The 25,680-nt window shown below is 73.6% G+C and carries 20 protein-coding genes; 15 read left to right on the forward strand and 5 right to left on the reverse strand.

Going from position 1 to position 25,680, the window contains the following annotated elements; all coding sequences use genetic code 11:
- Nucleotides 1–34 precede the first annotated feature (34 nt).
- Together ACMCNO_RS11630 and ACMCNO_RS11635 are read right to left on the reverse strand one after the other, a co-directional pair.
- Nucleotides 35–1,336 carry a hypothetical protein gene (locus ACMCNO_RS11630; RefSeq protein ID WP_412749417.1) on the reverse strand — a complete coding sequence of 434 codons (1,302 nt, stop codon included), beginning with the start codon at nucleotides 1,334–1,336 and terminating at the stop codon, nucleotides 35–37.
- Between the two features lie 169 nt (nucleotides 1,337–1,505).
- A complete protein-coding gene (locus ACMCNO_RS11635) occupies nucleotides 1,506–2,762 on the reverse strand; it encodes a hypothetical protein (protein WP_412749418.1) in 1,257 nt (418 codons plus the stop codon).
- A 296-nt stretch (nucleotides 2,763–3,058) separates the two neighbouring features.
- Between ACMCNO_RS11635 and hisI the strand changes: the two genes are divergently transcribed.
- The 3 genes from hisI to ACMCNO_RS11650 are packed head-to-tail and all read left to right on the forward strand — an operon-like array spanning nucleotide 3,059 to nucleotide 5,624.
- Complete coding sequence (hisI, locus tag ACMCNO_RS11640; RefSeq protein ID WP_412749419.1) at nucleotides 3,059–3,460, forward strand: phosphoribosyl-AMP cyclohydrolase; 402 nt, start codon at nucleotides 3,059–3,061, stop codon at nucleotides 3,458–3,460.
- Nucleotides 3,457–4,989, forward strand: a complete 1,533-nt coding sequence (locus tag ACMCNO_RS11645) for an anthranilate synthase component I (protein ID WP_412749420.1) — start codon at nucleotides 3,457–3,459, stop codon at nucleotides 4,987–4,989. The genes hisI and ACMCNO_RS11645 overlap by 4 nt, the downstream gene beginning before the upstream one ends.
- A complete protein-coding gene (locus ACMCNO_RS11650) occupies nucleotides 4,989–5,624 on the forward strand; it encodes a Trp biosynthesis-associated membrane protein (RefSeq protein ID WP_412749421.1) in 636 nt (211 codons plus the stop codon). Before ACMCNO_RS11645 ends, ACMCNO_RS11650 begins: the two co-directional genes overlap by 1 nt.
- Here ACMCNO_RS11650 and ACMCNO_RS11655 read toward each other — a convergent pair.
- Nucleotides 5,546–5,887, reverse strand: a complete 342-nt coding sequence (locus tag ACMCNO_RS11655; RefSeq protein WP_412749422.1) for a hypothetical protein — start codon at nucleotides 5,885–5,887, stop codon at nucleotides 5,546–5,548. The two genes, ACMCNO_RS11650 and ACMCNO_RS11655, sit on opposite strands and share 79 nt — an antisense overlap.
- 391 nt (nucleotides 5,888–6,278) lie before the next feature.
- Here ACMCNO_RS11655 and trpC point away from each other — a divergent pair, with 391 nt between their 5' ends.
- The 5 genes from trpC to ACMCNO_RS11680 all read left to right on the forward strand — a co-directional run bounded on the left by trpC (nucleotide 6,279) and on the right by ACMCNO_RS11680 (nucleotide 11,715).
- Nucleotides 6,279–7,070 (forward strand): indole-3-glycerol phosphate synthase TrpC, encoded by a 792-nt coding sequence (gene trpC / locus ACMCNO_RS11660; protein ID WP_412753677.1) that lies wholly within the window; start codon nucleotides 6,279–6,281, stop codon nucleotides 7,068–7,070.
- The gene (gene trpB, locus ACMCNO_RS11665) at nucleotides 7,067–8,302 is read left to right on the forward strand and encodes a tryptophan synthase subunit beta (RefSeq protein ID WP_412749423.1); all 1,236 of its coding nucleotides are present in this window, start codon (nucleotides 7,067–7,069) and stop codon (nucleotides 8,300–8,302) included. The genes trpC and trpB overlap by 4 nt, the downstream gene beginning before the upstream one ends.
- The gene (gene trpA / locus ACMCNO_RS11670) at nucleotides 8,299–9,105 is read left to right on the forward strand and encodes a tryptophan synthase subunit alpha (protein WP_412749424.1); all 807 of its coding nucleotides are present in this window, start codon (nucleotides 8,299–8,301) and stop codon (nucleotides 9,103–9,105) included. The genes trpB and trpA overlap by 4 nt, the downstream gene beginning before the upstream one ends.
- Before the next feature lie 74 nt (nucleotides 9,106–9,179).
- Nucleotides 9,180–10,496: a prolipoprotein diacylglyceryl transferase gene (gene lgt, locus ACMCNO_RS11675; RefSeq protein ID WP_412749425.1), complete on the forward strand. Its 1,317-nt coding sequence runs from the start codon at nucleotides 9,180–9,182 to the stop codon at nucleotides 10,494–10,496.
- A gap of 28 nt (nucleotides 10,497–10,524) precedes the next feature.
- Nucleotides 10,525–11,715: an FAD-dependent oxidoreductase gene (locus ACMCNO_RS11680; protein WP_412749426.1), complete on the forward strand. Its 1,191-nt coding sequence runs from the start codon at nucleotides 10,525–10,527 to the stop codon at nucleotides 11,713–11,715.
- Between the two features lie 66 nt (nucleotides 11,716–11,781).
- On the opposite strand, the gene ACMCNO_RS11685 is transcribed toward ACMCNO_RS11680, so the two are convergent.
- Entirely contained in the window at nucleotides 11,782–12,654 is an 873-nt protein-coding gene (locus tag ACMCNO_RS11685; protein WP_412749427.1) for a GNAT family N-acetyltransferase, read from the reverse strand.
- Nucleotides 12,655–12,835: 181 nt separating this feature from the next.
- On the opposite strand from ACMCNO_RS11685, the gene gltB reads away from it, so the two are divergent.
- From gltB to ACMCNO_RS11705, 4 genes are all read left to right on the forward strand, one after another.
- On the forward strand, nucleotides 12,836–17,419 hold the full coding sequence (gene gltB, locus ACMCNO_RS11690) for a glutamate synthase large subunit (protein ID WP_412749428.1): 4,584 nt from the start codon (nucleotides 12,836–12,838) through the stop codon (nucleotides 17,417–17,419).
- Nucleotides 17,412–18,890, forward strand: a complete 1,479-nt coding sequence (locus ACMCNO_RS11695; protein ID WP_412749429.1) for a glutamate synthase subunit beta — start codon at nucleotides 17,412–17,414, stop codon at nucleotides 18,888–18,890. Before gltB ends, ACMCNO_RS11695 begins: the two co-directional genes overlap by 8 nt.
- 279 nt (nucleotides 18,891–19,169) lie before the next feature.
- A complete protein-coding gene (gene pyk / locus ACMCNO_RS11700; RefSeq protein ID WP_412749430.1) occupies nucleotides 19,170–20,618 on the forward strand; it encodes a pyruvate kinase in 1,449 nt (482 codons plus the stop codon).
- Complete coding sequence (locus ACMCNO_RS11705) at nucleotides 20,615–21,493, forward strand: acyl-CoA thioesterase (protein ID WP_412749431.1); 879 nt, start codon at nucleotides 20,615–20,617, stop codon at nucleotides 21,491–21,493. The genes pyk and ACMCNO_RS11705 overlap by 4 nt, the downstream gene beginning before the upstream one ends.
- A gap of 123 nt (nucleotides 21,494–21,616) precedes the next feature.
- Here ACMCNO_RS11705 and ACMCNO_RS11710 read toward each other — a convergent pair whose 3' ends face one another.
- Nucleotides 21,617–23,074: a hypothetical protein gene (locus ACMCNO_RS11710; protein ID WP_412749432.1), complete on the reverse strand. Its 1,458-nt coding sequence runs from the start codon at nucleotides 23,072–23,074 to the stop codon at nucleotides 21,617–21,619.
- Between the two features lie 253 nt (nucleotides 23,075–23,327).
- On the opposite strand from ACMCNO_RS11710, the gene ACMCNO_RS11715 reads away from it, so the two are divergent.
- The 3 genes from ACMCNO_RS11715 to ACMCNO_RS11725 all read left to right on the forward strand — a co-directional run bounded on the left by ACMCNO_RS11715 (nucleotide 23,328) and on the right by ACMCNO_RS11725 (nucleotide 25,383).
- Entirely contained in the window at nucleotides 23,328–23,927 is a 600-nt protein-coding gene (locus ACMCNO_RS11715) for an RNA polymerase sigma factor (protein ID WP_412749433.1), read from the forward strand.
- Nucleotides 23,928–23,961: 34 nt separating this feature from the next.
- Nucleotides 23,962–24,882, forward strand: coding sequence for a hypothetical protein (locus ACMCNO_RS11720; RefSeq protein WP_412749434.1), 921 nt, complete (start codon nucleotides 23,962–23,964; stop codon nucleotides 24,880–24,882).
- 69 nt (nucleotides 24,883–24,951) lie between these two features.
- Complete coding sequence (locus ACMCNO_RS11725; RefSeq protein WP_412749435.1) at nucleotides 24,952–25,383, forward strand: hypothetical protein; 432 nt, start codon at nucleotides 24,952–24,954, stop codon at nucleotides 25,381–25,383.
- Nucleotides 25,384–25,680 lie beyond the last annotated feature (297 nt).

The following is a 25,680-nucleotide window of genomic DNA, read 5'->3' on the forward strand; positions in this document are numbered from 1 at the left end:
GCGGGGCCTCGGGCGCTGTTGACGCAGCGACCCGTCACAGGGACAGGATGCGCTCCAGGAAATCGCGGTAGCCGCGCATCGCCATGCGCATGCTCTCCGTGTCCGGCGCGGCGGTGTGCCGCAGCGGGTCCAGCTCGTCCCGTTCGGCCAGCAGCGACTCGGTCAGCTCGTGCACGGCCTCGGTGAGCAGGTCGTGGGCGCGGGTCAGCGCCGCCACCGGATCGTCGACGAACCCCGCCTTCACCTCGTGCCACTCGGCGCGGAAGTGCGCGGCGCCCGCCTCGTCCCAGAACGCGATCTCGGTCTCGCGGACGTCACCCGGGCGCAGGGCCGAGCGCCCGTCCACTCCCGGTCCGTCGGTCGCTCCGGGCGCGCCGCCGTCGCCACGCCGTCGCCCCTCGGCCTCGCCCGCCTCGTCGAGCCGGGTCGCACGGCGGGGTGGCGCGGCGACATCGTCGTCGTGGCCCCGGCGCGCCGCCCGGGAGGGGCTCGACGCGGGCCCACCGGAAACCGGCGCACCGGATACCGGAGCCGCGGGAGCGGGTACCGGTGCGGAGGCCCCGGTCACGGGCGTCGACGTCAGGGAGGTCGGAACGAGCGGCGTCGACGTCACGGACGTCGGCAGGGTGGAGGGCAGGGTGGAGGCCGCCAGCCCTGGCGGGGGCGGCGCCGCCGCCGGCAGCCCCGGTGTGGCCAGCGGAGCCTCCGACGGGCTGTCGGGCGGCACGGAGGCGCCGGGCGGGACGGAAGCACCGGCCGCGCTGGAGGTCGGCACGGCCCACGGCGGCGGCGTCGTGTCGGTGGGCCCACCCGCCGGCGGCCGGGGCGCCTCGGCGCGGTCGAGCGGGAACGGAAGAACCCCTGCCGAGCCACCCGCCGTGGGCGTCGTGGAAGCGCGTCCGTTCACCGGTCCGGGGCGGGCGCCGGAATCACCGTTGCGATACGTCCGGTCGGTGTCCATGGCCGGGAATCCGCCCTGGCTGACACTCCACGGACGGGCGCCGGGCATGGCTGGGAGCAGCGCCTCCGGACCGCGCCGACCGCCCAGCGCGGCCCGCTCGGTGTCGTCGGCCGGACCCGGCCCGGGCGGCTGTGTCGGCAGGGCCGGGGCGGGCGGGAGGTCCAGTCCGGGTGTCTGGTGACCGGGCAGGTCCAGGCCGGGGGCCGGGGCGCCGGGGAAGATCTGGTCCTGGCGGAGTGACAGGTCCGGCCCGGCCGCCTCGGGCTCGTCCGAGTCGGGCGTGCGCTGGCCGGGCGCGGGCATCCCGTGCGACGGCCAGAAGCGGGCTACGCCGCGCGACTGCGGGACGTTCTCGGGGCTGGAGGTGGGCTCCATGGGATCTCAGACTCCCGTCGCGAGGGGACGCGACCCGCAGGAGGGCGCTACGGGCGGCGGCGCGGGCACCCGGGCAGGCGCGGCGCTCACCGACCGTACCGTGCCCGGTCGCCCGGCACATCCCCGGAGCGGCCGCCTGAGCCGGGGCCGGGACCGCGCAGCCAACCACCTACCGCGATGATCCCGCGACCTGGAGTGATGTCCGGGGTGGGGGGTGCCTGGGCGCCGTGGGCCCGATCCGGCCGGCCAGAAGCAGCGGTAGCCCGTACACGGTCACCAGCCATGCGACGAGGATGAGGCGGTCAGCCTGGCTGGCGGCCGGGTGACCGGCCTGGTTGCCGATCCCGGCCAGCAGCGCGGCGAAGACGGCGAAGCCGATCACCGTGCGGGACCGTACGACGCCCCATGCCGCGACCAGCCACGTGGTGATCATGAGGGGTGCACGAAGCTGGTCGCCGATCCAGAAGATCCAGAAGTGGACGTTGGACCGGAGCCATTGATAGGCGGGATCGGGCACGTCCGGCTGGCGGAAGTGCTCGGTGGCCAGATCCTGCATGCTCTCGGCGCCGCCCGGCCAGCCCAGGAACTTCGGCACGGCGTACAGGACGATCACGGCCGCCGTGGACACGCCGATGACGTGCAGCAGCCCGCGGGTCGGACGCCCGGCGCGGCGGGCGATCACCGCGGCGAGCCCCGCGGTGCCCGCCAAGGCCACCGCGAACAGCAGGAACTGGGAGTACTTCACGAACAGGCCGCATCCGAAGGCCGCGGCCATCAGGCACGGCCCGAGACGGGTACGGCCGGTCATCGTGTACGCGACTCCGAGCAGTGCCAAGGCGACCAGGGTGAGGGTCATCCCTTCCGCCAGCGGCGCCATCGTCCAGTATCTCGGCGGCAGGATCAGGAACAGCACCTGGCCGAGCACAGCGAGCGGCACGGACACCCCGACCACGCGCAGCAGCAGGAAGACGAACAGGCTGCCGACCAGGGTCCAGATCAGCGTCGTCACCCACATGCCCATCCGGGCACCGAGGAGCGCGACCCCGGGCGCGTAGAACACGGCGACGCCAGGCCGGGACAGGAAGATCTTCTCGTAACGCGGCGACAGGATGGCTGATCCGCGGGTGATGCCGGGACCGTAGTGGTTGCCGGTGGCCAGGTGGTCCTGGGCGTGGAGCTTGCGCAGGCAGGCGTCCGCGGCGCCCGCGGCCTCCTCCGACGTTCGCCCGAGCAGGCTCGGTATCAGCCGGGGCCGGCGGTAGGCGTCGCAGTAGGCCTGGATCGTCGCCTCCCGGCCCGCCTCGGGTGTGTCGCCCAGCAGGTCGAGGGTCTGCGCGAGGTACTGCGTCGAGTCGGGATAGAACTTGCCGGGCGCGGCGGTGAGCTGGGCCGTGGAGAACAGCGCGGCGACCACGAGCACCCACACCCACGGACGGGCCAGCGCGCGGCGGGCCCGAGTGGCAGGTACGACTGCCGATCGCGCCCCGTCGTGCCGACCGGGATCAGGTGAAACGAGGGTGCCGCCCGGTGCGGCCGCTCGATGACGGCCGTTGCCGTGAGTGATGCGCACACCCCCGTCAACGACCAGATGGCGCGACGAGTCGCTGGCCGGATGCTGCGGGCGGTCACGCATGGTCATCCGGGGGGTGGGACAGGTGCCCGGATCGTGGGCGGTGGGCGGCCTGCGTGGAGGCCTCCTGCGCGTGCGGGACAATCGCAGGCGTGCCCGTACCTGAACTCGCGCCCCGGTCCGCGCTGGACCCCGCTATCGCCGCCCGCCTGAAGCGCACCCCCGACGGCCTGGTCGCCGCGATCGTGCGCGAGCACGGCACCGGCGACGTGCTGATGCTGGCCTGGATGGACGACGAGGCGCTGCATCGCACCCTGACCACGGGCCGGGCCACTTACTACTCCCGCAGCCGCCGGGAGTACTGGGTCAAGGGCGCCACCTCCGGCCACCACCAGTACGTGCGCTCCGTCGCCCTGGACTGCGACGGCGACGCGCTGCTGCTCACCGTGGACCAGGTCGGCGCGGCCTGCCACACGGGTACGCACACCTGCTTCACCGACGAACTCCCGGTGACCGTGCCAGGGCACGGCACGCCAGAAGGGAGCACAGCGTGACCAGCGGCGCGGTAGTCCCCGACGAGGACGGATTCGTCGCGCGGGCCGCGCACCGCCGGGTCGTCCCGGTGGTCCGGCGGCTGCTGGCCGACGGCGAGACCCCGGTCGGGGTGTACACGAAGCTGGCCGGTGGCCCGGGCACCTTCCTGCTCGAGTCGGCGGAGCAGGGCGCGGCCTGGTCGCGGTACTCGTTCATCGGGGTGCGCAGCGCGGCGACGCTGGTCGAACGCGACGGTCAGGCGGCGTGGCTCGGTGAGCCGCCCGCGGGCGTACCGGTCGACGGTGACCCGGTGGTCGCGTTGCGCGAGACGGTCGCCGCCCTGGCCTCGCCGCCGGACGCGCAGGCCGACGCGGGCCTGCCGCCGCTGACCGGCGGCATGGTCGGCTACCTCAGCTATGACCTGGTCCGCCGCTTCGAGCGGCTGCCGTCCCAGGCCGTCGACGATCTGCCGCTGCCGGAGCTGGGCATGATGCTGGCCACCGACCTGGTGGTGCTCGACCACCACGACGGCTCGGCCATCCTGGTCGCCAACGCGGTGCTGGCCGGCGACGCGGACGAACGGGAGCGGCGGGCCGCCTACCACCACGCGGTGGGGCGGCTGGACGCGATGACGACCGCGCTGTCCCGTCCCACCCCTCCGATGATCTCCGCGGTCGACCGGGTCACGCCCGGCCCGGCGGTGAGCCGGACCCCGCCGGGGGAGTATCAGAAGGCGGTCGAGCAGGCCAAGGAGGCGATCCGCGCGGGGGAGTGCTTCCAGATCGTGGTGGGTCAGCGCTTCGAACGGCCCACGGACGCCAACCCGCTGGACGTCTACCGGGTGCTGCGGGCGACCAATCCCAGTCCGTACATGTATCTGCTGCGCTTCGACGACTTCGACATCGTGGGCTCGTCGCCGGAGGCACACCTGAAGGTCAGCGCCGAGCAGGACGGCACCCGCCGGGCGTTGCTGCACCCGATCGCGGGCACCCGCTGGCGCGGTGCCACCCCGGAGCAGGACAACGCGCTCGCGGCGGAACTGCTGGCCGACCCGAAGGAACGCGCCGAGCACGTCATGCTGGTCGACCTCGGCCGCAACGACCTGGGCCGGGTGTGCACCCCGGGCACGGTGGAGGTGCCGGACTTCGCGCGTATCGAGCGGTACAGCCACGTCATGCACATCGTCTCCACCGTGGTCGGTCAGCTGCGTGCCGACCGGACCGCGTACGACGCACTGGCCGCGACGTTCCCGGCGGGCACCTTGTCCGGGGCCCCCAAGGTTCGGGCCATGGAGATCATCGACGGTCTGGAGCCGACCCGTCGCGGCCTGTACGGCGGCACGGTCGGCTACTTCGGCTTCGCCGGGGACATGGACATGGCGATCGCGATCCGGACCGCGCTGCTGCGCGACGGCGTCGCGTACGTGGGGGCGGGTGCAGGGATCGTGGCCGACTCCGATCCAGCCGCCGAGGAACAGGAGACGCGCAACAAGGCGGCCGCGGTGCTCTCCGCGATCGCCTCCGCCGAGACCCTGCGCGCCGCCCGCTGATGGCCCCGCAGCGACTGCTCGGCCCGGCGGCGGTGGCCTGCGCGGCGGGCGCGGGCCTGGCGCTCTACGCCGCCACCCGCACCTGGTCGGTACGCCTGACCCCGCGGCCCGGCCTGACCGAGCTGCGCGCCGCGCACACCGGCGCGGAACAGATGCCGTGGCTGGTGGCACTCGCCGTGGTGGCGCTGGCTGGGGCGGGTGCGCTGCTGGCCACCCGCGGAGTGGCCCGGCGCCTGCTCGGTGGGCTGCTGGCCACGATCGGGGTGGGCCTGGCGGCGGTCGCGGTCGCGGGACGCGCGACGCTGGACCCGGGCGCGGCCGGGGCCGCCGCGACGCTCGGCCCGGCAGCGTGTGTGCTCGGCGGGGCGCTGGTCGCCGTGGGCGGCTGGTGGGCGGCCCGGCACGGGCACACCTGGCCGGCGATGGGCGCCCGCTACGAGCGGGGCACCGCGCCGCGCCGGTCGAGGGGACCTCAGCAGCCGTCCACGGAACCGGAACAGCAGGGCCCGGGCTCTGAGCCGCCGTCCGCGCAGCGGCAGCCGCGGCCGGTGGAGCCTCAGCGGGGGGAAGCGCCGCCGGTGGACACCAGGGCCGCGTGGGACGCGCTCGACCGCGGCGACGACCCGACGACCTGAGGCCCGACGAGCCGACTCTTGTCGCCCCGCATCGGCGGGCCCGAAGCCAGCAGGTCGGCCACCAGACGGTCCAGGTCCGCGCGGGCCTGGCGCGCCGCGCGGTCCGCGCAGATGGCGTCCCAGGCGTTGCTTTGCGCGGTGCGCACCTTGCCGTCGCCAACCACCACCCGCTCGACGCCGGACACGAGGTCGACGGCGACGGAACACACCGCGCGGGAGAGAGCGACGAAGCCGCTGGTCTGCGCATTCACTGCACTGGCCATGGTCAACTCCAGAACTGCTCGTCGGCTGGTCGGCGCCCCCGACGCCGGAAATCAGTTTGCCCGAATCAGATGATGCCGGAGTCGTATTTCCACCTGGTGACGACCACGTCAACGGCAGGTCGGATCCACCGATCACCCGAATCGGTGCAGGCCGGCGTACGGGACCACGGATGCGCCGGTGACCAACGAGACAGGCTCCTGGCAGGGCATTATGCCGGGCCCACGTAGTGGTGTGGGTCGCACCCCGGGGGGTCGATGTCGACCGCCCCCGCCTAGCATCGGGCGGAAGGCACCCGGAGAGGGAGGTCATTACGTGACATCCGATCAGGCGGAAGCGGGCGCAGGCGGACCCGCCGACCGGGACTCCGGACCGCAGAACGTACTCGAGGAGATCCTGGCCGGGGTCCGCGAGGACGTGGCCCAGCGGCAGCAGCAGGTGCCGCTGGAGCAGATCCGCGACCTGGCCGCGGCGGCCCCGCCCGCCATCGACGCGTACGCGGCGCTGCGCAAGCCCGGCGTGGCGGTGATCGCCGAGGTCAAGCGGTCGTCGCCGTCCAAGGGCGCGATCGCCGACATCCCGGACCCGGCCGAGCTGGCCGGGGAGTACGCGGCGGGCGGCGCCCGCTGCATCAGCGTGCTCACCGAGGGCCGCTGGTTCGGCGGCTCCCTGGAGGATCTCGCCGCGGTACGCGCCGCGGTGCAGGTCCCGGTCCTGCGCAAGGACTTCGTCGTCTCCAGCTACCAGGTGCACGAGGCCCGCGCCCACGGCGCCGACCTGGTGCTGCTGATCGTGGCCGCGCTGGAGCAGAACGTCCTGGTCGGGCTGCTCGAACGCATCGAGTCGCTCGGCATGACCGCCCTCGTCGAGGTGCACAACGAGGAGGAGGCCGACCGCGCGCTCGCCGCGGGAGCCCAGGTCATCGGCGTCAACGCCCGCGACCTGCGGACCCTGGAGGTGGACCGGTCCGTCTTCGAGCGGATCGCACCCGGCCTGCCCAACAACGTCGTCAAGATCGCCGAGTCGGGGGTGCGCGGCCCGCACGACCTGATCCGGTACGCCTCGGCGGGCGCCGACGCGGTCCTGGTCGGCGAGGGTCTGGTCACCAAGAAGAGCCCGCGCGACGCGGTGGCCGAACTGGTCAACGCGGGCAACCACCCGGCCACCCCGAGGCCGGTCCGATGAGCGAGCTGCCCGACCTGGCCGGTCACTTCGGCCGGTACGGGGGCCGCTTCGTGCCCGAGGCCCTGGTCAAGGCGCTCGACGAGCTCGACGCCGCGTACCGGGACGCGAAGACCGACCCGGCGTTCCAGGGCCGGTTCACCGGGCTGCTGCGCGACTACGCGGGCACCCCCTCGCTGCTGTACCGCGCGGAGCGGCTGTCCGCGGCGGTCGGCGCGGAGATCCTGCTCAAGCGCGAGGACCTGAACCACACCGGGGCGCACAAGGTGCGCAACGTGCTCGGCCAGGCCCTGCTGGCGCAGAAGATGGGCAAGAAGCGGGTCATCGCCGAGACCGGCGCGGGCCAGCACGGCGTCGCCAGCGCCACCGCCGCCGCCCTGCTCGACCTCGACTGCGTCGTCTATATGGGCCAGGTCGACACGCAGCGTCAGGCGCTCAACGTGGCCCGGATGCGGATGCTGGGCGCCACGGTCGTGCCGGTCACCACCGGCTCGCGCACCCTCAAGGACGCCCTCAACGAGGCTCTGCGCGACTGGGTGTCCACCGTGGAGACCACCCACTACCTGCTGGGCACGGCCGCCGGGCCGCACCCGTTCCCCGAGCTGGTCCGCGACTTCGTGGGCGGCATCGGCACCGAGGCCCGCGCCCAGTGCCTGGAGCAGCTGGGCCGGCTGCCCGACGCGGTGGCCGCCTGCGTGGGCGGCGGCTCCAACGCCATCGGCATCTTCCACGCCTTCGTGCCCGACGCCGGAGTCCGCCTGTACGGCTTCGAGGCGGGCGGCGACGGCGTCGAGACCGGCCGCCACGCCGCCTCGATCACCGGTGGGTCCTCCGGGGTGCTGCACGGCGCCCGCACGTACGTGCTGCAGGACGACGACGGGCAGACCCTCGAATCGCACTCGATCTCCGCGGGCCTGGACTATCCCGGCGTCGGCCCGGAGCACGCCTGGCTGAACGACACCGGGCGGGCCACGTACGAGCCGGTCACCGACGCCGAGGCGATGGCCGCGTTCCAGCTGCTGTGCCGCACCGAGGGGATCATCCCGGCGATCGAGAGCGCGCACGCGCTGGCCGGTGCCGCCCGCCTCGCCCCGCGGCTGGCCGCCGAGCTGGGGCGTACCCCCACCATCGTGGTCAACCTGTCCGGCCGCGGCGACAAGGACGTGCACACCGCCGGGGCGTACTTCGGGCTGCTCGGCGACGTCTCCACGATCGTCCCTGGGGAGAACTCGTGACCAGCATCGCCGAGGCGTTCGGCAAGGCCCGCGCCGAGGGACGGGCTCTGCTCGTCGGCTGCATGCCCGCCGGGTTCCCGACCGTGGACGACAGCATCGCCTCGATGGTCGCGATGGCCGAGGCCGGGTGCGACGTCATCGAGGTGGAGCTGCCGTACTCCGACCCGGTGATGGACGGGCCGGTGATCCAGAAGGCCAGCGACATCGCGCTGGCGGCCGGGGTACGCACCCGCGACACGCTGCGCATCATCGAGGCGGTCGCGGCCACGGGCGCGCAGGTCGTGCTCATGACGTACTGGAACCCGATCGAGAAGTACGGGGTCGACGCGTTCGCCCGCGACCTCGCCGCGGCCGGGGCCACCGGCATGATCACCCCGGACCTGATCCCGGACGAGGCCGCCGAGTGGATCGCCGCCAGCGACCGGTACGGCATCGACCGCACGTTCCTGGTCTCCCCGTCGTCGACTGACGCCCGGCTCGCCATGACGCTGCGGCACTGCCGCGGCTTCGTGTACGCCACCGCGCTGATGGGGGTCACCGGGGCCCGCTCCCAGGTCTCCCAGCAGGCGCCGGAGCTGGTCGCCCGGATCCGCGCGGTCGATCCGGAGCTGGCGGTCGGGGTCGGCCTGGGCGTGGGGACGGGCGCGCAGGCGGCCGAGGTGGCCGGGTTCGCCGACGGGGTGATCGTGGGCAGCGCCCTGATCCGGTGCGTGCTGGAGGCCCCCGACACGGCGACCGGGCAGCAGCGGCTGCGCACCCTCAGCGCCGAGCTGGCGCAGGGCGTACGCAACCCGCGGCGCTGACGGGGGACACCCTCGGGCGGGCCTGACCGCCCTGGGGATTGCCACCGCGCCGTACGGCGGTAGCCTGTGCAGCCGTGACGCTCGCCGCAATTCCCAGCCCCACCGTGTCGGTCTGGCACGTCCTCGGTTTCCCCATCCGCGCGTACGCGCTGTGCATCGTGCTCGGCATCGTCGCGGCGGTGCTGGTCATGGAGGCGCGGCTGCGCCGCCGCGGCGTGGCCCCCTGGGCGTCGCTGGACATGGCGGTGTGGGCGGTGCCGTTCGGCATCCTGGGCGCCCGCATCTACCACGTCATCACCTCGCCGCAGGACTACTTCGGTGCCGGTGGCAGCCCGATCCGCGCCTTCTACATCTGGGAGGGCGGCCTGGGCATCTGGGGCGCGGTGGCCGGTGGTGCGGTGGGTGCCTGGATCGCGGCGCGCCAGCTCGGCCTGCCACTGAGCGTCTTCGCCGACGCGCTCGCCCCCGGCCTGCCCCTGGCCCAGGCGATCGGCCGGTTCGGCAACTGGTTCAACAACGAGCTGTACGGCAGCGTCACCACCCTGCCGTGGGGCCTGCGCGTGCACGACATGGACCGGGCCAACCCCGGCCACGCCACCCTCATCGACGGCAAACCGGTCACGCTGCCCGACCTCTACCATCCGACCTTCCTGTACGAGGCGGTCTGGGATCTGGGCGTGGCCGGGCTGGTGTTCCTGGCGGACCGCCGGTTCAAGTTCGGCAAGGGCCGGGCCTTCGCCCTGTACGTGATGGCGTACACGGTCGGCCGGTGCTGGATCGAGATGCTGCGGGTCGACGACGCGAACCACTTCTTCGGCATCCGCCTCAACGTCTTCACCTCGATCCTGGTGTTCGTCGGCGCCCTCGCGTACTTCCTGCTGGTCAAGGGCCCCCGCGAGTACGTCGTGCCGGTCGACGCCCCGGAGACGGCGGCCGAGCCTGCCGCGTCCGGCGACCTCGGCCAGGTGGACGTCACCGCGAACGCCGAATCGGCCCGGGCCAAGGCGCCGCGCGCGTACCAGGTGGTCAGCGAGGAGCGGTTCCGGGAATACGAGCAGACGGGGATCCTGCCGCCGCAGGACGCACCGGCCGCGGGCGCCTCCGAGGCGACCACGGCAGCGGACGAGTCGGGGCAGACCCCGGCCTCCCCCGGCGCCGGCGCAGATGCCACCGCTCCGGAGCCCTCCACCGCGTCGAATTCGGGTCACGGGAGCACCGCGGCCCGTCCCGGCCAGGGCGCAGCCGCGGCGGAGCCGGGCGACACCGCACCGGGTGCGGGCCAGGGCTCCGGCGCGTCCCAGTCGGGCCAGGGCTCGGCCGGGCCGGGTTCGGCCGCGGGAGACGGCGCCCAGCCGGCCGGTTCCTCAGCCAGCCCCATAGACGAGCGCTGACCCGACGGCCCCGGCGGGAGGCGGCGACGTGCGCACGGCCGTGGTGGTGGGCGCCGGGATGGCCGGGCTGGCCGCCGCCGGTGCGCTGGCCCGTACCGGCTGGCGGGTGACCCTGCTGGAGCGCGCCGAACGCATCGCCGCGCCGCCGACCGCCCTGGTGTTGTGGACCAACGGCCGTCGCGCGCTGGAGGCCATCGACCCCGGCGGCGGCTGGGCGGGCATCGCCGCCCCGCTGCCCGACGGCGGCGTGCGCCGCCCCGACGGCGGCTGGCTGGTCGCGCCCCGCAGCAGGCCCGGCACCGGACCCGCCCCCGCGGTGGTGCACCTGGAGGACCTGTACGACACGCTGGTCGCGGGCCTCGGCGACGGGGTGGAGATCCGTACCGGGGCGCGGGTGCACCAGGTACGAGTGAGCCGCGAACACCGCCCGTCGGTCGCGGACGGCCCGGTGGTGTTCGAGGCCGACCTGGTGGTCGCCGCGGACGGCATCGACAGCCCGGTACGCCGCGCGCTGGCGCCGGAGTCGGTGGCGGTCGGCTCGGGTTTCGCGGCGTGGCAGGCGGTGGTCCCGGGCTACCGGCTGCCCCGGCTGAGCGCGGAGCTGGCCGCCGGGGGCGAGACCCTGGGCGCCGGCTACCGGTTCGTGTCCATGCCGCTGGGCGAGCGGGCGGCCGGGCGGGGTGGCATGTACTGGGTCGCCACCGCCGCGGGTGCGCCGCGCCCGGAGCCGCCCGCCGCCCAGCTGTCGCTGCTGCGCCGCTGGTTCGCACACTGGCATGCCCCGATTCCGGAGCTGCTGGCCGCCACCCGGCACGAGGATCTGGTCCCGCAGGAGGTGCGCGAATTGCGCCCGTTGCCCCGCGCGTACGGCTTCGGCGCGGGGCCCGGCGGGGTGGTGCTGGTCGGCGACGCGGGCCACGCGATGCCGCATCACCTCGGACAGGGTGCCTGCCTGGCGTTCGAGGACGTGGCGACGCTCGCGGCGCTGGTGGGCGCGGCCCGGCCGGGCCCGCAGCTGCGCGCGGCGATCGACACGTACAGCCGGACCCGGCGGCCGCGCACGACGAGCGTGGTGCGTCAGATGCGGCGGATGTCGGCGGTGGTGCAGGCCCGGGGACGGCTGGCGCTGCGCGCCCGCGACGCCGCGCTCGGCTCGCTGCGTCCCCGCATGCTGGGCCACGCGGAGGGCCTGGCCGCGCAGTGGCAGCCACCGGAGTAGCCAGGGCGGTCGGGAGAGCGACTGCCCGGACGGGTCCAGGGCCGGTCACCGCCGGCTCTGGGCGGGTCACATGGGCGCTGGGGCGGGCTCGGCGATGCACGCCGTGCCGATCCGGCGGAAGCCGATCTTGGAGTAGAGGCGGGCGACATCGTCGTCACCGGCGGACAGGAACACCAGGTCGGCACCGGCCTGCAGGGCCTCGCGGGCGAGGCTCGCGGTGAGCTGCGACGCGTACCCGCGCCGGCGTGCCGACGGCAGCGTCGCCACCCCGGCGACCTCGGCCACGTCGCCGACCCGCTGCACCACCCCGCTGGCCACGATCCCCTCCGCGTCCGACTCGACCACCGCGGTGACGTGCCGGCCGGACAGCTCGCGCTGCCGGGCCGCCTCGACCTGGGCCTCGTCCGGCCGGGGCGCCGCGTCGCGTTCCCGGGGGCCCGCCGTTGAGATGACCAGTTTCCCGTCGCTGTCGGCCGTAGGCATGGGTGTGCTGGGCGCGCTGAACCCGAGCTGGGCGACCGCGCGGCTGGCGGCCAGATCGTCCGCGAAGCCCGGGGCCGCCGGGTCCAGCACCCGGATCCGCGCGCCGGGCAGGGGCAGATCCGGCACGAGTGCCGCCTGCTGCAGTACCATCAGCGGCGCGAGCAGCACCTCCAGACCGGCGGAACGGGCGACCGGAAGCAGGTCAGGGGTGGTTTCGTGCACCCATTCGAAAGCCTCGGCGACCCCGAGGTCTCGTTGGCGCTGCCGCACCGCAGTAACATCGGCGGCAGACGGTGTCGGCGCCCCGATCCGGGGTCGGGCGTAGAAAGGCCAGCCCGCGCCGTCGCGCACGAACAGTACGAGATTCCCGAAGTCCTCCGCGACAGCGGCGTCGCGGGGCACAGCGTCGTAGAAGCGTTCGAGACGTGCGAAGACGTCGGGGTTCGGAAGCGCCACCGCGCGAGACTACCCAATCGTGCGGAGGGCGAATCGTGCGGACGGAAGTGTGATCGATCCGCAGTGTGACGAATCTGCATCTGGCGGAGATCGGTAACCCTTAACGTAGACTCTAGTGACTTTGCAGGGCCGACGTCGTCCCGACCTTGATTCGAAACACCCAGTGACGACAGGAGGCCCGGTGGCTCTTCCGCACCCGCTGAACCTGCCCGCCGCGGAGACCCGCGCCCAGGGGCTGTACGACCCGGCGCATGAGCACGACGCGTGTGGCGTGGCGTTCGTGGCCGACCTGCACGGCCGGCGCAGCAACGATGTCGTGGCGAAGGGCCTGTCGGCGCTGATCCGGCTGGACCACCGCGGCGCCCGCGGGGCCGAGCACAACACGGGCGACGGCGCCGGCATCATGATCCAGGTACCGGACACCTTCCTGCGCGCGGTCGTCGACTTCGAACTTCCTGCGGCCGGCCGGTACGCGACCGGCCTGGTCTTCCTGCCCAACGACCCCGCCGAGGCCGCCCGCGCGATTGCGGTGTTCGAGAAGTACGCCCTGGTCGAGGGCGGCGACATCCTCGGCTGGCGCGACGTTCCGGTGAACCCGTCCGGGCTGGGCGAGACCGCCGACGCGGCGCGCCCCGCCATCCGCCAGGTGTTCCTCGCGGCGCACCGCCTCACCAGCTCCGAGGCCGGTGCCGCGGGTGACCCGCTGGAGGGCATCGACCTGGACCGGGTCGCGTTCTGCATCCGCAAGCAGGCCGAACGGGAGACCGCGCAGCGTGGCGTGGCCGCCTACTTCCCGTCCCTGTCCTGCCGCACCATCACCTACAAGGGCATGCTGACCCCGGACCAGCTGCCCGAGTTCTTCCCGGACCTGTGCGACGAGCGGGTGGACAGCGCGATCGCGCTGGTGCACTCCCGCTTCTCCACCAACACGTTCCCGTCCTGGCCGCTGGCGCACCCGTACCGGTTCATCGCGCACAACGGTGAGATCAACACGATCCGCGGCAACCGCAACTGGATGGCCGCCCGCGAGGCGCTGCTGGCCTCGCCGAACGTGCCGGGCAACATCAAGCGGCTGTTCCCGATCTGCACGGCGGAGGCGTCCGACTCGGCGAACTTCGACGCCGTACTGGAGCTGCTGCACCTGGCCGGGCGCAGCCTGCCGCACGCCGTACTCATGATGATTCCCGAGGCGTGGGAGAACGACCCGGGCATGGACCCGGCCCGGCGCGCCTTCTACCGCTTCCACGCCAGCCTGATGGAGCCGTGGGACGGCCCGGCCAGCGTCGCGTTCACCGACGGCACCCTGATCGGCGCGGTACTGGACCGAAACGGGCTGCGCCCCGGCCGCTGGTGGCACACCAGCGACGGCCTCGTCGTGCTGGGCAGCGAGGCGGGCGTGCTCGACCTCGACCCGGCCACGGTCGTCGCGAAGGGCCGCCTCCAGCCGGGCCGGATGTTCCTGGTGGACACCGCGGCGGGCCGCATCGTGCACGACGACGAGATCAAGAGCGAGCTGGCCGCCGCGCAGCCGTACGACGACTGGCTGCACGCGGGTCTGATCGACATCGCCGACCTGCCGCCGCGCGAGCACATCATCTACACCCACGACTCGGTGATGCGCCGCCAGCAGGTGTTCGGCTACACCGAGGAGGAGCTGAAGATCCTCGTCGCGCCGATGGCCCGCACCGGCGCCGAGCCGCTCGGGTCGATGGGCACGGACACCCCGATCTCGCCGCTGTCCACCCGGCCGCGGCTGCTGTTCGACTACTTCCACCAGCTGTTCGCGCAGGTCACCAACCCGCCGCTGGACGCGATCCGCGAGGAGCTGGTGACCAGCCTGGGCACCACGATCGGCCCGGAGGGCAACCTGCTCGACCCGGGGCCGGCGAGCTGCCGTCAGGTGGTGCTGCCGTACCCGATCATCGACAACGACGAGCTTGCCAAGCTGCTCTCCATCGACGAGGACGGCGACCTGCCCGGCTTCAAGGCCGTGCGCGTGTCCGGTCTGTACCCGCTGCGCGACGGCGGGGAGGGCATCAAGGCCCGGCTCACCCAGATCTGCCGGCACGTCTCCGAGGCCATCGAGGACGGCGTACGCATCCTGGTGCTCTCCGACCGCGACGCCAACGCCGACCTGGCGCCGATCCCGTCGCTGCTGCTGACCGCCGCGGTGCACCAGCACCTGGTGCGCGAGCAGACCCGCACCCAGGTCGCGCTGGTCGTCGAGAGCGGCGACTGCCGGGAGGTGCACCACGCGGCCGTGCTCATCGGGTACGGCGCCGCAGCGGTCAACCCGTACCTGGCGTTCGAGACGGTCGACGACCTCATCGCCACCGGCCCTCTCGCGGGGATGGACCCGGGCAAGGCGATCCGCAACTACGTCAAGGCGCTCGGCAAGGGCGTCCTGAAGATCATGTCCAAGATGGGCATCTCGACGGTGACGTCGTACTGCGGCGCGCAGGTGTTCGAGGCGGTCGGCCTCGACGACGAGCTGCTGCAGCGCTACTTCGTCGGCACCTCCGGGCGCATCGGCGGCGCGGGCCTGGCCGAGATCCACGCCGAGGTTGCGGCGCGGCACGCCAAGGGCTACCCGGCCAACCCGGCCGAGCGGGCGCACCGCCGCCTGGAGGTCGGCGGCGAGTTCCAGTGGCGCCGTGAGGGCGAGATCCACCTGTTCAACCCCGAGACGGTGTTCCTGCTCCAGCACGCCACCCGCAGCCGCCAGTACGACGTGTTCCGCCAGTACACGTCCAAGGTGGACGAGCTGTCCGCGACCGCGGGCCACCTGCGCGGGCTGTTCCAGCTCAACCCGGACCGGCCGCCCGTGCCACTGGAGGAGGTGGAGCCCGCCAGCGAGATCGTGAAGCGGTTCTCCACCGGCGCGATGAGCTACGGCTCCATCTCCGCCGAGTCCCACGAGACCCTCGCCATCGCCATGAACCGCCTCGGCGCCAAGAGCAACACCGGCGAGGGCGGCGAGGACACCGAGCGCCTCTACGACCCCGCCCGCCGTTCCGCGATCAAGCAGGTCGCCTCCGGCCGCTTCGGCGTCACCACGGAGTACCTGGTCAACGCGGACGACATCCAGATCAAGATGGCCCAGGGTGCGAAGCCCGGCGAGGGCGGGCAGCTGCCCGGAAACAAGGTGTGGCCGTGGATCGCCAAGACCCGGCACGCCACCCCGGGCGTGGGCCTGATCTCCCCGCCGCCGCACCACGACATCTACTCCATTGAGGACCTGGCCCAGCTCGTCCACGACCTGAAGATGGTCAACCCGACCTCGCGGGTGCACGTGAAGCTGGTCAGCGAGATCGGCGTCGGCACGGTCGCCGCGGGTGTCGCCAAGCTCAAGGCCGACGTCATCCTCATCTCCGGCCACGACGGCGGCACCGGCGCGTCCCCGCTGAACTCGCTCAAGCACGCGGGTTCGCCGTGGGAGCTGGGCCTGGCCGAGGCGCAGCAGACCCTGCTGCTCAACAAGCTGCGTGACCGGGTCACCGTACAGGTCGACGGCCAGCTCAAGACCGGCCGCGACGTGGTCATCGCGGCCCTGCTGGGCGCCGAGGAGTTCGGCTTCGCCACCGCACCGCTGATCGTGTCGGGCTGCATCATGATGCGGGTCTGCCACCTGGACACCTGCCCGGTCGGCATCGCCACGCAGAACCCGGTGCTGCGCGAGCGGTACACCGGCAAGCCGGAGTTCGTGGAGAACTTCTTCCTGTTCCTCGCCGAGGAGGTCCGCGGCTACCTGGCCGAGTTGGGCTTCCGCAGCATCGACGAGGCGATCGGGCACGCCGAGGTGATCGACACGGCCCCGGCCGTCGACCACTGGAAGGCCAAGGGTCTCGACCTGAGCCCGCTGCTGTACGTACCCGAACTGCCCGACGGCGCCGCCCGCCGCGGCATCGTCGCCCAGGACCACGGCCTGGAGAAGGCTCTGGACAACGAGCTCATCGCGCTGGCCGCCCCCGCCCTGGCCGAGGGCACGCCGATCCGCGCCGAGCTGGACTGCCGCAACGAGCAGCGCAGCGTCGGCGCGATGCTCGGCGGCGAGGTCGCCCGCCGCTACGGCGGCAACGGCCTGCCCGACGACACGATCGCGTTCACCCTGCGCGGCACCGGCGGGCAGTCGTTCGGCGCGTTCCTGCCGCGTGGCGTGACGCTGCGGCTGATCGGTGACGTCAACGACTACGTCGGCAAGGGACTGTCCGGCGGGCGGATCATCGTGCGCCCACACGAGCAGGCCCCGTTCGTCGCCGAGGACAACATCATCGCCGGCAACACCATCCTGTACGGCGCCACCGGCGGCGAGGTGTTCCTGCGCGGCCGCGCGGGCGAACGCTTCGCGGTGCGCAACTCGGGTGCCGCCGCGGTCGTCGAGGGCGTCGGCGACCACGCCTGCGAGTACATGACCGGTGGCACCGTGGTGGTGCTCGGCAGTACCGGCCGCAACTTCGCCGCGGGCATGAGCGGCGGCACCGCGTTCGTGCTGGGCCTCAACCCCAGCCAGGTCAACCCGGAACTGGTCGACCTGGCCCCGCTCACCGACGCCGAACAGCAGCAGCTGCACGGCCTGCTGGAGAGGCATCACGCCGAGACCGGGTCGGCCGTGGCCGCCCGGCTGCTGGCGGACTGGCCCGCCGCGGTGGAGCAGTTCACCGCCGTGGTCCCGCGCGACTATAAGCGCGTCATGGAACTGATCAGGACCGCCGAGGCCGCCGGTCGTGACGTCGACGAGGCGGTTATGGGGGGCATCAGTGCCTGATCCGAACGGTTTCCTGCGCTACGAGCGGCAACTGCCCAAGCGGCGGCCGGTGCCGGTGCGCATCAGGGACTTCCACGAGGTGTACCCGCCCGCGGGTGAGGAACTGATCCGCGACCAGGCCACCCGGTGCATGGACTGCGGCATCCCGTTCTGCCACGAAGGCTGCCCGCTGGGCAACCGCATCCCGGACTGGAACGACCTGGTCCGTACCGGTGCGTGGGCCGCCGCCGCGGAGAGCCTGCACGCCACGAACAACTTCCCGGAGTTCACCGGCCGGTTGTGTCCCGCGCCGTGCGAGGCCGCCTGCGTGCTCGGCATCTCCGACGACGCGGTCACCATCAAGCAGGTCGAGGTCGAGATCGCCAACCACGCCTTCGACCTCGGGTACGTGCAGCCGCAGCCGCCCCCCAAGTTGTCCGGCAAGAGTGTCGCCGTGGTCGGCTCCGGTCCCGCCGGGCTCGCCGCCGCCCAGCAGCTGGCCCGGGCCGGGCACGCGGTCACCGTGTTCGAACGCGACGACCGCATCGGCGGCCTGCTGCGCTACGGCATCCCCGACTTCAAGATCGAGAAGAAGGTCGTGGACGCCCGGCTCGCCCAGCTCGAAGCCGAGGGCGTGGTGTTCCAGACCGGAGTCGACGTGGGCGTCGACATCACCGCCGACGACCTGCGCGAACGCTTCGACGCCGTGCTGCTGGCCTGCGGCGCCCTCGCGGGCCGCGACACCCCGGAAACCCCGGGCCGCCAGCTGAACGGCGTCCACCTCGCCATGGAGCACCTCGTCCCCGCCAACCGGGTCGTGGCGGGGCTGCAGGACACCACGCCGATCGACGCGCACGGCAAGCACGTCGTCATCATCGGCGGCGGCGACACCGGCGCCGACTGCCTCGGCGTCGCGCACCGCCAGGGCGCGGCCGGGGTGATCCAGCTCGACCAGTACCCGCTGCCGCCCGACGTACGCGCCGCCGACCTGCACCCCTGGCCCACGTGGCCGGTCATCCTGCGCAACTACCCCGCGCACGAGGAGGGCGGCGACCGGGTGTTCGGCGTCGCCGTGCAGGAGTTCGTCGACGACGGCAACGGCAATGTCCGCGCCATCCGCATCGCCGACGTCAGCGTGGAGCGGCGCGACGGCAAGCGGATCGTCACCGTGGCCGAGGGCAGCGAGCGTGAACTGCGCGCCGACCTGGTGCTGCTGGCGATCGGCTTCGAGGGCACCGAGGACTCGCCGCTGCTGGGCCAGTTCGGCATCACCCGCAACCGCCGCGGCGCCCTCGACGCCCGCGACGACTGGCAGACCGACGCCGACGGGGTCTTCGTGGCCGGTGACATGCACCGCGGTGCGTCGCTGATCGTGTGGGCCATCGCGGAGGGCCGGGCCGCCGCCGCGGCCATCCACCGCCACCTCGGCGCGTACGGCGAACTGCCCGCCCCGGTCCGGCCGTCCTCGCAGCCGCTGGCCGCCGCACGCTGAGCGCACGCAACGGGCGCGGGACGGTACGCCGTTCCGCGCCCGTCGCGTTTTGTCAGGGCCGCGTTTCGCCCGGGTGCCCCGGCTGCTGCCGGCGCCCGTTGCGCGCACCGCCCGTACCCCTAGAGGGGCCATCTGCGCACGGGCGCTGCGCGGCGCCCGATAAGCTGGGGCCGTTCGCGGTCGCTGACGCCCGCTCGACGCCGTTCTCGCGCGTCGTTTGCCCTTCATCCCCTTCATGGGGGTCGGCCAGCGGGCCGATCCGAAAGAGAGACTAGCCTGATGGCTGTGACACGCCGCGCAAAGATCGTCTGCACCATGGGCCCCGCCACCGCCTCCCCGGAGCGCATCCGAGGGCTTGTCGAGGCCGGCATGGACGTGGCCCGGCTGAACTTCAGCCACGGCAGCCACGAAGACCACCAGCACGTGTACGACCTCGTCCGGGAAGCCGCCCGTGACACCGGCCGCGCGGTCGCCGTCCTCGCCGACCTGCAGGGCCCGAAGATCCGGCTCGGCAAGTTCGCCAACGGCCCGCACGAGTGGCGCACCGGCGACGCCGTCACCATCACCAGCGACGACCTGCTCGGCACGCCCGACCGGGTCTCCTGCACCTACAAGAAGCTGCCGCAGGAGGTCAAGGTCGGCGACCGTCTCCTGATCGACGACGGCAAGGTCGCGGTCGAGGTCGCCGGCGTCGAGGGCAACGACATCCGCTGCCTGGTCGTCGAGGGTGGGCCGGTCAGCAACAACAAGGGCGTCTCGCTGCCCAACGTCGCGGTCAGCGTGCCCGCCATGAGCGACAAGGACGAGGCCGATCTGCGGTTCGCGCTGAACATGGGCGTGGACCTGATCGCCCTGTCGTTCGTCCGCTCGCCCGACGACATCAAGCTCGTCCACCAGATCATGGCCGAGGAGGGCCGGCAGCGGCCCGTACTCGCCAAGGTGGAGAAGCCCGAGGCGGTCACCCACCTGGAGCAGATCGTGCTGGCGTTCGACGGCGTCATGGTCGCCCGCGGCGACCTCGGCGTCGAACTGCCCCTCGACCAGGTGCCGCTGGTGCAGAAGCGCGCCGTGCAGCTGTGTCGGGAGAACGCCAAGCCGGTCATCGTGGCCACTCAGATGCTCGACTCGATGATCGAGAATTCGCGTCCCACCCGCGCCGAAGCCTCCGACGTCGCCAACGCGGTGCTCGACGGCGCCGACGCCGTGATGCTGTCCGGCGAGACCAGCGTCGGCAAGTACCCGGTCCTGACCGTCAGCACCATGGCCAAGATCGTCACCACCACCGAGAACGGTGCGTTCGGCGTGCCGCGCCTGCAGCACGACCCGCGCACCCACGGCGGCGCCCTCACGGTCGCCGCCTCGCAGATCGCCCGCAACATCGGCGCCAAGGCGATGGTCGCGTTCTCGCAGACCGGCGACACGGTGCGCCGGCTCTCCCGGCTGCACTGCGACCTGCCGCTGCTGGCCTTCACCCCGGTGCCCGAGGTCCGCGACCAGCTCGCCCTCTCCTGGGGCGTCGAGACGTTCCTGACCGACTTCGTGCAGCACACCGACGACATGTTCCGCCAGGTCGACCGCGCGTTGCTCGGCCTGGGCCTGGCCAAGCCCGGCGACTACGTCGTCGTGGTGGCCGGCAGCCCGCCGAACGCGCCCGGCAGCACCAACACGCTGCGGGTGCACCAGCTCGGCTCGCTCGTCGACCCGGCCACGGTCAACGGCGCCCAGTGAGCGAGCCCCTGCGCGGACAGGCCGCGGTCGATCAGCTCCTGGACGTTCTCGACCTCAAGCAGATCGACGCGGCCACCTTCCAGGGTGAGAGCCCGCAGGTGGGTGCCCAGCGGGTCTTCGGCGGCCAGGTGGCCGGTCAGGCGCTGGTCGCCGCCGGCCGCACGGTCGAGGAGGACCGCTTCGTGCACTCCCTGCACGGATACTTCGTCCGCGCGGGCGACCCCAGCGTGCCCATCGACTTCCACGTCGAGACCATCCGCGACGGCCGGTCCTTCTCCGTGCGCCGCTGCACCGCCCAGCAGCACGGCCGCGCCATCTTCCTCATGTCCGCCTCGTTCCAGGTGGTCGAGGAGGGTCTGGACCACTACGGCCCGGCCCCCGCCGACGTGCCCGCGCCTGAGGACGTGCCGACCATGGCGGACTGGCTCGAGCGGTATCCCGACCGCGCCGCCGCGTTCGCCGCCTCCCCGCAGGCGGTCGACGTGCGCTACATCAACTCGCCCGGCTGGGTGCCGCCCGGCGACCGGGACCCGGCGATCCACCAGCGGGTCTGGATGCGCATCGACGGCCGGTTGCCCGACGACCCGCTCATCCACGCCTGCGCTCTCACGTACGCCTCCGACCTCTCGCTGCTGGACTCCGTGCTGTCCATCCACGGCGAGGTGTGGGGGCCCGGCGGGGTCATCGGCGCCAGCCTCGACCACGCGTTGTGGCTGCACCGGCCGTTCCGCGCCGACGAATGGTTCCTCTACGACCAGACCAGCCCGTCGGCGGGCGGCGGACGCGGGCTGGCCGTCGGGCGCATGTTCACCCGCACCGGCCGGCACATCGCCAGCGCCGTCCAGGAGGGTCTGCTGCGCCGCATCGGTGGCTGACCTCAGGCCCCGCCCGTCAGCGGGATGAAACACCTCGCCGATCCGGGACCCGGCCTGGCGACTGACCGTGTTGGGCCCCGGACCGGCGAGGTTTGGGGAGACAGGTCCGGTCCGGTACGCGTCTCATTCCGCGCGGCGGCGGCCCCCGCTCGCCGGGCGCTCGCCCGTACCGGTGGCGGGTGGGCCCTGCGTTCCGCCCGGCCACGGCTGGTCGGCCGGGGGTGCGGGGGCCTGAGTAGCAGGCGCCTGGGCCTGCACGGCCGGTGACGGGGGTGGCCACGCCGCCTCCGGGGGGCGCTGCCACGCCGCGTCGAGTTGCGCGCCCGGTGGCCGCTGCCAAGCCTCTTCGGGCATGGCCGGGCCCGGCGCAGGTACGTCCGCCTGGGACGGCCACTGGCCCGTGGGTGGCTGCCCGTCCGGGATCGCCAGCACACCCTCCGGCGTGTCCGGCACGGGCGGCAGATCGACGTGCCGGTCCGCTGGCGACGCGGCCGTGGCCGTGCCGGTCACCCCGGCCATCGCCAGCATCGTGTCCAGATCCGCGGTGGTACGCAGCACCTCGTCGTGGAAGCTCGTCGGCCGGTCTCCCGCTGGTGGCACACCCGCGGCCCCGGTGGCCGGCGGACCCGCCGCGCCCACGGGCGCCGTACCCATTGCCCTTGTGCCGGTCGGCGCTGCGCTCCTCGGCCCTGCGCCCGTCGGCCCTGTGCTCGTCGGCCCTGTGCTCGTCGGACCTGTGCTCGTCGGCCCTGTCCCGGCGGACTGCGCGCCCGTGGACCAGGCACCCGGCGCGCCCGCACCGGTCGGCCCGGCGGCCGCCCACCCCGCTCCGGGCACCTGCGGGCCGGGCTCGGCAAGCTCCAGACCGGCCAGGCCGGGACCCGAGCCACCCGCCGCGGCCGTCAACCCCGCAGCCGATCCCCGCGCGACCGCCCGGTGCCGCGGCGGCGGATGCGCCACGGACTCCGGATAGGCCGTCAACCCGGCCGCGAACCCGGCCATCCCGGCGGCCCGCTCCGACGGCAACTCCAGCAGCGACGCCGGCGGGCCCTCCCACAGCTGGAGCGCGCCGACCAGATCCGCCACCGCCCGTGCCAACGCCGCCGCGGCCAGCACCGCGATCAGCGCCCCGGAGGTACGCGCGGCGGGCGCCGCGGTCCACACCCCGAGCGCCGCCTCGGCCAGGCCCAGCAGCAGCAGGAAACCCCAGATCCGGTCCGTCTCACGCAGCAGCACCGCCACGATCACATCCGCGACGCCGCGCACCATCAGGAACCCGCCGACGATCGCCGCGGTGGTGGCGTACGAGGAGTCCACCCCAATCCACACCACCACTCCGGCAGCGGCGAACAGGACCGCCAGGGCGGCGCCCAGCCACCACGTACGCGCACCCGCCAGCGCCCGCACCACCTCGCTGGCGGCGGCGAACAACAACACCGGCCCGGCCACGTCCGCGACGTCGGCCGGGTCCGCCCGCAACACGAGCCAGGACACGCCCAGCCACGCCACGCCCATGACCAGCAGGACACCCCACATGCGTTCACGTACGCCGGAGCGCGGCGCCGAGCCCGACCACACCATGGAGCCTCCCGCCAGTGCTGATTACTGCCATGACAGCACCAGCCACCCGACGGAGCCCGCCGTTTGCGGAAAAGACCGGGCGACCCGCCGCCCGCGCGCGGCTGTCCACCGCCCCGCCTGCCGCAACGGCCCCACCGGCCCGTCGGACCCCGCCCGCGGCGCCCCGGCCACCGGTGTACCGTGCTGGCCCTGCCCCCAACGGATCGGAAGCCGAACCCCCCCATCCCCCCGGATCGGAAGTCGACGAAACAGCGTGTCGCACGACGATGACATCGCCTGGGCGGTCCGCGCGGCCAGCGCCGGCGACGAACAGGCCTTCGCCGTGCTCTGGCGCTGCCTGCACCCGGCGTTGCTGCGGTACCTGCGCGTCGTCGTCGGCGACGCGGCCGACGACGTGGCCTCCGAAACCTGGCTTCAGGCCGCCCGCGACCTGCACCGTTTCACCGGCGAGGCGGCCGCGTTCCGGGGCTGGCTGTTCCGCATCGCCCGTAACCGGGCGATCGACGAACAGCGCCGCGCCGGTCGCCGCCCCGAACACCCCACCGGTTCCGTCCCGGACGAGACGGCCGGCACCCCCGCGCGCGACGCCGCGGCCGAGGCGTTCGAAGGCAGCGACACCACCTGGGCACTGAGCCGCATCGCCGCCCTGCCCGCCGACCAGGCCGAGGCGGTCATGCTCCGCGTCGTCGCCGGTCTCGACGTCGCCACGACCGCCCAGGTGCTCGGCAAACGCCCCGGCGCCGTACGCGTGGCCACCATGCGCGGCCTGCGCCGCCTCGCCGCCGACCCGCAGGTTCAGGCCCGCAACCCGGCGCCCGCGCCCGCCCGCACCGTCCGAACCGAGGGGGTGTAACGCCATGCGAGCCCGCGACGCTCTTACCCATGCGATGCGTACGTGGCGAACCCGGAGACTCGGCCTCGACGAGGCCGACCGCCTGGTTGCCGGTCATCAGCCCAGGCCCGGACGAGAGGGCCTGGGTCAGCTGCTCGCCGCCGCCCGGGCACCCGCCTCTGCGCGGGAACTCGCCGGCGAACGGGCGGCGGTGGCCGGATTCGTGGCGGCGCGTCAGCACGCCGTGCCGATCGACCCCCCGAAGGGAACACGCCGTGTCCGGGTACCACTGTCCGTCAGGGCGGTCGCGATGAAGGTGGCGGCCGGATTCGCAGTCCTGGCGGCCACCGGCACCGCGGCCGCGGCCGGCACCGGCACTCTGCCGGACGGCGCACAGCAGCGTGCGCATCGCCTTTTCTCCGCGCTCGGCGTCCCCGCGCCGACACCCGTCCCACACCGGACCGGTCCGGGCGGCGGCGCGCCGTCCCCCCAAGGCGCCGCCTCCCGGACCCCGGCCAACCCCCGCACCCGCACCACCGTCATCCCCACCACCCCGGTCACGAGTGCACCACCCGGATTCAGCGCACCACCCGGATTCAGTGCGCCGCCTCCGGTCAGCGCGCCGATCACCGCGCCACCCGACGTCACCGATCTGCGTCTGTGCGCCGCGTGGGATGCGGCCCTGCGCAAACCCCACGCCAAGGCCATGAGCCCGCAGGCCCGCGCCGCCCTGGCGGCCGCCGCCGGCGGGGAGGACGCCGTCACCCAGTTCTGCGCCGCCCTGCGCGGCCCGGCCGTTCCCGGGCACAAGAAGCCCGAGCCGACCACCGGTCCGCACCACCCCGGCGGCGAGCAGGGCAGCGGCACCGAATCGGGCAGCGGCACAGATCAGGGCGGCGGTACCGATCGGGGTGGCGGCACCCGGCGCGGTGACGGCAAACCACGCACCCATCCGGGACCCCACCCCCAGGACTGAAGCCGGCGCCCGGCGCCGGCCCACCATGCACACGTCCCGGCCGAGGCCGGCAACCATGAGGCGGCCACCATGCTCCACCGCACCGCCCCCGCCCCGGATCCGGTGCTGCTCGCCCGGACCGGCTGGACCCTGCGCGCCATCGCCAGCGGTACCCGCCTGCGGCAGCTCACCCTGGCGCGCTACCGGCAGCTCATGACCGGGGTGGCCGCCGTCCGGCAGGCCGCAGCGGTCCTGCGCCACGGGCGGGTCCGCCGACACCTCCCGCCGCTCGTGCCGGCGCCCGCGGTGGTTTCCGGGCCCGCGGTGGTTTCCGGGCCCGCGAGCGTCTCCACGCCCGCCGACGCCGGAGCCCGGCCTCGCCGCACGCCCGCCGGGGCCCGGTACAACGCCCAGATCCTCGCCCGGCAACTGCCGCCGCACACGTTGCCGGGGCCGCCGAACGCCCGGCCCGGGCGCTATCCCGAGAACACCATGACCGGTGCGCGCTGGCCGGTGAACTGACCGGCGCGCCCCTGCGCCGCCCGAGGTCCGGCACCGGCCGCCGGGTCAGGGCGGCGCGCCGGAGCCCGCCCGTGCGCTCGGGCGCGGGCGGGCTCTCCGGCTCACTGTTTGGGACCGACATGCTGGTCCAGGACCGCCACGGCGTCGCGGCCCGCTACGGAGAGCGGCACATCCGTCAGGAGACGCCGAGCCGGTCCAGCGAGGCCTGGCAGAGGCCCATGATGTCGCCCGACTCGTTCGAGAACATGTATCTCGGATAGGAATACGTCTTTTTCGTGCGCTGTATCGTGTTTATTA

This window comes from Krasilnikovia sp. M28-CT-15, assembly GCF_047159595.1.
In the GTDB taxonomy this organism is placed as follows: Bacteria; Actinomycetota; Actinomycetes; order Mycobacteriales; family Micromonosporaceae; genus Actinoplanes.